Annotated in this window: 2 protein-coding genes and 1 pseudogene; 2 read left to right on the forward strand and 1 reads right to left on the reverse strand. The window is 74.6% G+C overall.

Annotated features, from left to right (window positions below):
* Positions 1-14: 14 nt before the first annotated feature.
* On the reverse strand, positions 15-1109 hold the full coding sequence (locus ACRDTB_RS25525; RefSeq protein ID WP_431434280.1) for an IniB N-terminal domain-containing protein: 1095 nt from the start codon (positions 1107-1109) through the stop codon (positions 15-17).
* A 266-nt stretch (positions 1110-1375) separates the two neighbouring features.
* Here ACRDTB_RS25525 and ACRDTB_RS25530 point away from each other — a divergent pair, with 266 nt between their 5' ends.
* Positions 1376-4057: an Hsp70 family protein gene (locus tag ACRDTB_RS25530; protein WP_431434282.1), complete on the forward strand. Its 2682-nt coding sequence runs from the start codon at positions 1376-1378 to the stop codon at positions 4055-4057.
* Positions 4054-6000: pseudogene (locus ACRDTB_RS25535) on the forward strand (hypothetical protein); the annotation flags it as partial. The gene ACRDTB_RS25530 and the pseudogene ACRDTB_RS25535, both read left to right, overlap by 4 nt.

Here is a 6000-nt window from a genome sequence, read left to right on the forward strand (position 1 = left end):
ACCCCTTCCAGGCCTCAGAGGCCGAGATTCAGGTCGTTCGTCACGTCACCGACGGCCGGCAGGTTGTCGGTCACGCCCTCCACGGTGCCGGCGAGACCGCCGACCGGGCTGGCGCTGACCGCGTCGGTGACCGGGTTGTTCTGCAGCACGTCGGTGACCGCGCCGGTGTCCGGCAGGTTGACGGGCAGGTTGCCCAGCTCGGGCAGCTCGACCGGCAGGTCGCCCAGGTCCGGCACCGCCGGCAGGCTGCCCAGGTCCGGCACCGCCGGCAGGCTGCCCAGGTCCGGCACCGCCGGCAGGCTGCCCAGGTCCGGCACGGCCGGCAGAGCGCCCAGGTCCGGCACCGCTGGGAGCGCGGGGCCCGCCGGCAGGGCCGTCGCCAGGCTGTCGGTCGACGGCAGGTTGCCCGCCTGCTCGGCCATGAGGCCGGCGCCGTCCTGCACGTCCTCGGCGACCAGGTCGGTGGCCGACTCGATGCCGTGCGCGAACGGGCCGGCCGGAGTGGCGGCGAGCAGGCCCTCGAGGGTGTCCCCGCCGGAGTCCACCGCGCCGGACAGCGTGACCGCGCCCGAGTTCACCGCGCCCGAGACGGTCCCGACGACGGCGTCACCGGTGTCGCCGAGGTTGCCCACGACCTCGGTCGGGTCGGCCGGGACGATGTTGTAGTCGCCGTTGGTGTCGAAGTCGGCGTAGCCCAGCGGCGTGGTCGCCGCGGCCGCGAGGCCGTCACCGTCCACCGCGACGCCACCGGCCACGCGGCCGAGCAGGTCGGTGGCCGAGCCGCCCCACAGGGCCACGCCACCCTCGTCGGTCTGGACGCCCCAGAGTGCCAGGTCACCGAGACCGTTCGACGCACCCAGCGAGCCGCCGAGCGACTCGGTGCCATCCATCACGCCGGTGACGTCCACGGCGAGGTCGCCGAGCGGCGTCTCGCTCGGCAGCGCGTCGGTGACCAGCGGGATGACCTCCTGCACGTCCTGCGGGGTCAGGTCGCCCAGGCCCGCCGCGCTGAGAGCGCCCGAGGGGTCAGCGGCGTACGCGGTCTGCGCCGCGTCGTCGTTGAGCAGGTTGAGGACGAAGTCCTGCAGGTTCTGGAACGAGTAGGTCAACGAAGTTCTCCTTGCGGAATCTTGTGCGGTACGCGCTCTACGGCGGTTTCTGCGGCGCCGCGGCGCTGTGCGGTGATCACTGTAGGAACCGGGGGCAGCGGAGACATCGGGGATCACTCCGAGTTGTCGCATCAGCCGATAGGGCCAAGAATCGCTACCTCGTTAGGGGGTTAGGGGATCGCCCACTAACTCACTCCGGGGTGCCCATCGGGGGACAACCTTTGGTAGTAACTAACGAATCACGGTCACGGAGAGGAAACGCCTGCATGCCCTATGCCCTCGGGATCGATCTCGGCAGTGGCCATCTCACGGCCGCGCTCTGCCGGAACGACCGCGAGCGCTGGGCGGAGCCCGAGGTGCTGGCACTGGACGGGTCACCGGCGACCGAGTCGGTGCTGCACCTGACCGACGAGGGCACCGTCGAGGTCGGCAGCCGCGCGCTGCCGCACGTGACGACCCGGCCGGATCGGATCACGCGAGGATTCGTCGACCGGGTCGGCGACGAGGTCCCGATCATCCTGGGCGGCCAGCCGTACCCGGCGGAGGTGCTGATCGCGGCGGTAGTCGGCTGGATCGCCGACTACGCGGAGGCGTCCGAGGGCGTTCCGGCCAGCCAGCTCGTGGTCACCCACCCGGCGGGCTGGAGCAGCCACCGTCGCGCGACGTTGCTGGGCGCGCTGCGGGAGGTCAGCCTGCCCGAGCTGACGCTGCTGCCCCGTCCGGTCGCGGCGGCGGAGAGCTATGCGGCGACCGAGCGGGTCGAGGTCGGGCAGGAGATCGCGGTCCACTCGCTCGGCGCGAGCCGGTTCGAGTCGGCGGTGCTGCGGCGTGGGTCGTTCGGCTTCGAGCTGCGCGCGCACGCGAACAGCGTGGAGGCGATGGGCGGCGACCTGTTCGACGACCTGGTGGCCGCGCGGGTGCTGGCGGAGCTGGACACGGAGGTCGAGCCGGTGGCGCTGGCGAAGCTGCGGGCGGCGTGCCGGACGGCGAAGGAGCGCCTGTCGACCGAGCTCGCGGTGACCGTGCCGGCGCCGGCACGGTCCATGCGCGGGACGGTCATGGTCAACCGGACGGACCTGGAGGAGCTGATCCGGCCGGTGGTCGAGGTGACGGTGGCGGCGCTGCAGCGGACGATCCAGGCGGCTGGGACGTCGACGGGCGCGCTGCGGGCGGTGGTCCTGGTGGGCGGGAGCGGACGGATCCCGCTGGTGAGCGAGCTGGTGTCGGCCGGTGTCCGGGTGCGCGTGGCGGCCGCGGCGGACTCTGAACTCTCGGTGGCCCGCGGGGCGGCGCTCGCCGCGGCCCGGGTGGCCAAGCCGACGGTGCAGGCGCCCGCGGTGAAGACGGCGCTGGCTCACAAGCCGAAGCCCATCCCGTCCTCGGCGATCACCCACACAGACCTCATGAGCTTCGACGACCTGCCACCGGAGGACATCGCCGACATCGGCCCGCCCCCACCGCGCCCGCCGGTCGACATCACGCCGCTGGAGCCGCCGAAGCGCCGCCTCCTCCGCCTGGGCGCCCGATCGACCCGCGCGGACGAGCCCGGCCCGAACGACGACGATGACCTGGATCGCAGGCCCATCCGCCGCCGAGCCGACGCGACGACGCGCGACGCCGACGAGCCGGATGACCTGGTCGACTACGACCTGGACCTGGTCCCCGAGGACGCCCCCGACGACGACCTCGACCTGGATCCGTCGCCCCCGCGACGCCGCCGGAGCACCCGACCGCCCCACACCGAATCCGGCAAGTTCGACCTCGATGCCGGCCCCCGCCCCACCGAGTTCGACCTCGAGCCAGGCCCCCACGCCGACGAGCCAGACCTCGACCGGGGGCGGCCGCGCCGCCGACCCGATCACACCACCCGCGAGCCCGACGCACGACCCCGCGACCGCCGCGGCTCGGACGAACCGGTCCTGCCCGCGATGCCCGCCCGACCACACCTGGCCGACCGCGACCACGGCCCGAGGCCCGCCCGGCCAGGCATGATCGATGACGACCGCGACCCGATGCCCGCCCAGCAGCGAGCCCTCGACAGCGACCTCGACGCGATGCCGGCTCGGGGGCGAGGCCCCGAGGCCGAGCCCGCCTGGCACCGAGACGCCGACGTCGAGCCGGCCCACCACGGTGCCGGTTGGGACCACTGGTCGGAGGAAGACGACGCACGGCCCCGGCGCAACGAGCCCGAGTCCTGGCCGAACCATGCCGAGGACGGCTCCCGAGCGGGACGACACTCCACCAGCGCGAGCCGTGCCATGGCCCGACGACACATCGACTCCGGATCCGCACCACGCCCCTGGACCGGACCGGACGCAGACCCTCCGGCCAGCCGACACGACCCCGCACACCACAACCGAACCACGTACAACCCCAACCCCCCAGCCGGCCGGCACGGCCTCGACGCCGAGCACACCGACGACCCCCGTGCCGGATACGACGCCGCGCTCGGCCGGCACGGTGTCGATGCCATGCCAGCACGCCACACTGGCGATCCCTGGATCGGCCACGATGCTCCCGACCGTCGGGCCGGACAGCACACCGGCGCCGGGAACCCCGACATCCCAGCCAGCCGGCACGGCATCGACTCCGCCCGACACACCGACGATTCCCCGGCCGGATACGACTCCTCGACGGGCCGGCACGGTCTCGACGCCGCGCCGGCCCCGCACACCGACGCCCCCTGGGCCGGGCATGATCCCCCGGCGGGCCGACACGGCCTCGACGTCGACGACGCACCGGTCGGCAGGCACGGGCGCGATACCTGGCCCGCCCCCCGCCGTCGGCGGCGCCTGACCGACGATCGCGCCTTCAACGAGAGCCTCTCCCGCCACGCCGGCACCGACGACGCCGGCTACGACAGCCACGACGAGGGCGACTACGACCGCCACTACGAAGGCGACTACGAGGTGGCCGACGAGCCGCGCCGAGGCAGGGACCTCCGGTGAGCACCGACCAGACAGTCAGCCCGACGACGAACCCGGCCGTGGACCCCACGACCGACCCCATACTCGACGACGCCACCGCCACCCACGTCGCCGCGATCGCCGCCGACACGCGCCCGGGCGCGCACGTGGCCATCGTCGCGCCCGGTGGCCATGGGAAGACCACGCTGCTGCACCACATCGGCCGCGCCATCCACGACGCCACGGGCGCGCCGACCCGCCTCGCCCAGCCGCCGTTCACGCAGCGACCGGACGCCCAGCTCGCGCTCGAGCGACCGTCCACACAGGAACGGTCCACATCGGAACCGCCGACACCGGAACCGCCGACACCGGAGCCGTCCACACAGGAGCCATCGACACAGCAGGTCGGCCGACCGCCGTCGGCCCAGCCGTTCGGCGAGCAGTCGGTTGGTGAGCCGCTCGGCGGGGTGCTCCTCGTCGACGACGCTCACCTGCTCGACGACGACACCCTCCGCCGTCTCGCCGCCACCCGCGCCCGCCTCGTCATCGCGGCTCGGCCGTGGCCGCGGTCGGCGGCGCTGACCGCCCTGCTCGACCTCGCCCAGGACCAGCTCGTCCTCGCTCCGTTCGACCCGAACCAGGTCCGCGCCGCCCTCCGCGACCGGCCGCGTACCGACCGGCTCGCCGAGTTCGTGCACGCCCAGACCGGCGGCGTCCCCGGCTTCGTCGCGCGGCTCGCGCGCGCCGCGAGCCGGCACCACGACGGCACCCGAACCCCCGATCACGACGCGGCGGAACACACCCGAACCACACGAGCCGCGAACGAGTTCGACATTCCCAGGGCCGTCCTCGCCGAGTTCCGGCCCGAGCTCGCCCGGCTGGACGACACCGTCCTGCGCTTCCTCCTCGCCGCCGACGCCGGGGTCGGGCTGCACCGCGACCTCCTCGTCGATCTCCTCGAGACACCCGGCTCACCCCAGACGGTCCACGAGATCATCGAGGCGGCCCGCGCCACCGGCCTCGTCGGCACCACCGGCTCGCTGCTCCCCATCGCCCAGCGCGCCCTCCGCGCCCTCGTCCCGGTCGAGCGTCGCGCCTGGATGCGCCAGCGGCTCGCCGAGCTCCAGCTAGCCCGCGGCGGCCAGGTCCTTCCCCTCATGCGCCCCCTCGCCACCACCGGCATCGGCGGCGCCAGCGCCGCCGCCGCCTTCGAGGCCGCCGCCGGCGAGGCGCTGCCCACCGACCCCGCGCTCGCCGCCCGCCTCTACGCCGCCGCCGTCACCGCCGGCAAGCCCGGCGTCGAGGTCGGCGCGCGAAGGGCGGAGGCCCTGGCCCTGGCCGGCGACCTGGACGGCGCGCTTCGCCTCGCCGACGAGGTCCTCACCACCGAGACCGCCCCGCGCCGCAAGGCCGCCGCCGCGGTCGCCGCCGCCGCGCTCGCCCACCGCGGGCAGCTCGCCCGCAGCGGGCAGCTCTACCGCTGGGCCGGCGTGCATCACCTCGCCGCCATCGCCACGATCGGCACCGGCGAGCAGGCCGACCGCCAGGAGCCCGACGGCCCGCCGACCTCGCTGTGGAGCGCGATCGAGCTGATGGCACAGGGGTTGCGGGAGTCCGTGACCGGCACGCCGACCACCGCGCTGTCCATGCTCGTCCGCGCCGCCGGCACGCTCGAGCCGGTCGGCCGCAACGTCCTGCTGCCGGACAGTCCCGCCGCGCTCGGCTCGATCCTCGCCCTGCACTACGGCGAGCTCGGCACCGCGACCTCACTGCTCGAACGCGCCATCGCCGCGGGCACCGGCGGCGCGCCGCTCGCCACCCGGCACCGGCTGCTGCTCGCCTGGATCGCCATGGTCCGCGGCAACCTCACCGAGGCGGGCAAGGCCCTGGCCACCACGCGGGCCGTCGAACCGCGCGACCGGCTCTTCGCCGTCGCCATCGAGCTCGGCGTCGCGCGCCGCGCGGGTGACGCGGCGGCGCTCGGG

The sequence above is a fragment of the Actinophytocola sp. genome, assembly GCF_050699935.1.
Lineage (GTDB): Bacteria > Actinomycetota > Actinomycetes > Mycobacteriales > Pseudonocardiaceae > Actinophytocola.

Bases quoted from the DNA above. Each gene is read 5' to 3' on its own strand.
- ACRDTB_RS25530 (WP_431434282.1), top strand. From the start codon at position 1,376: ATGCCCTATGCCCTCGGGATCGATCTCGGCAGTGGCCATCTCACGGCC.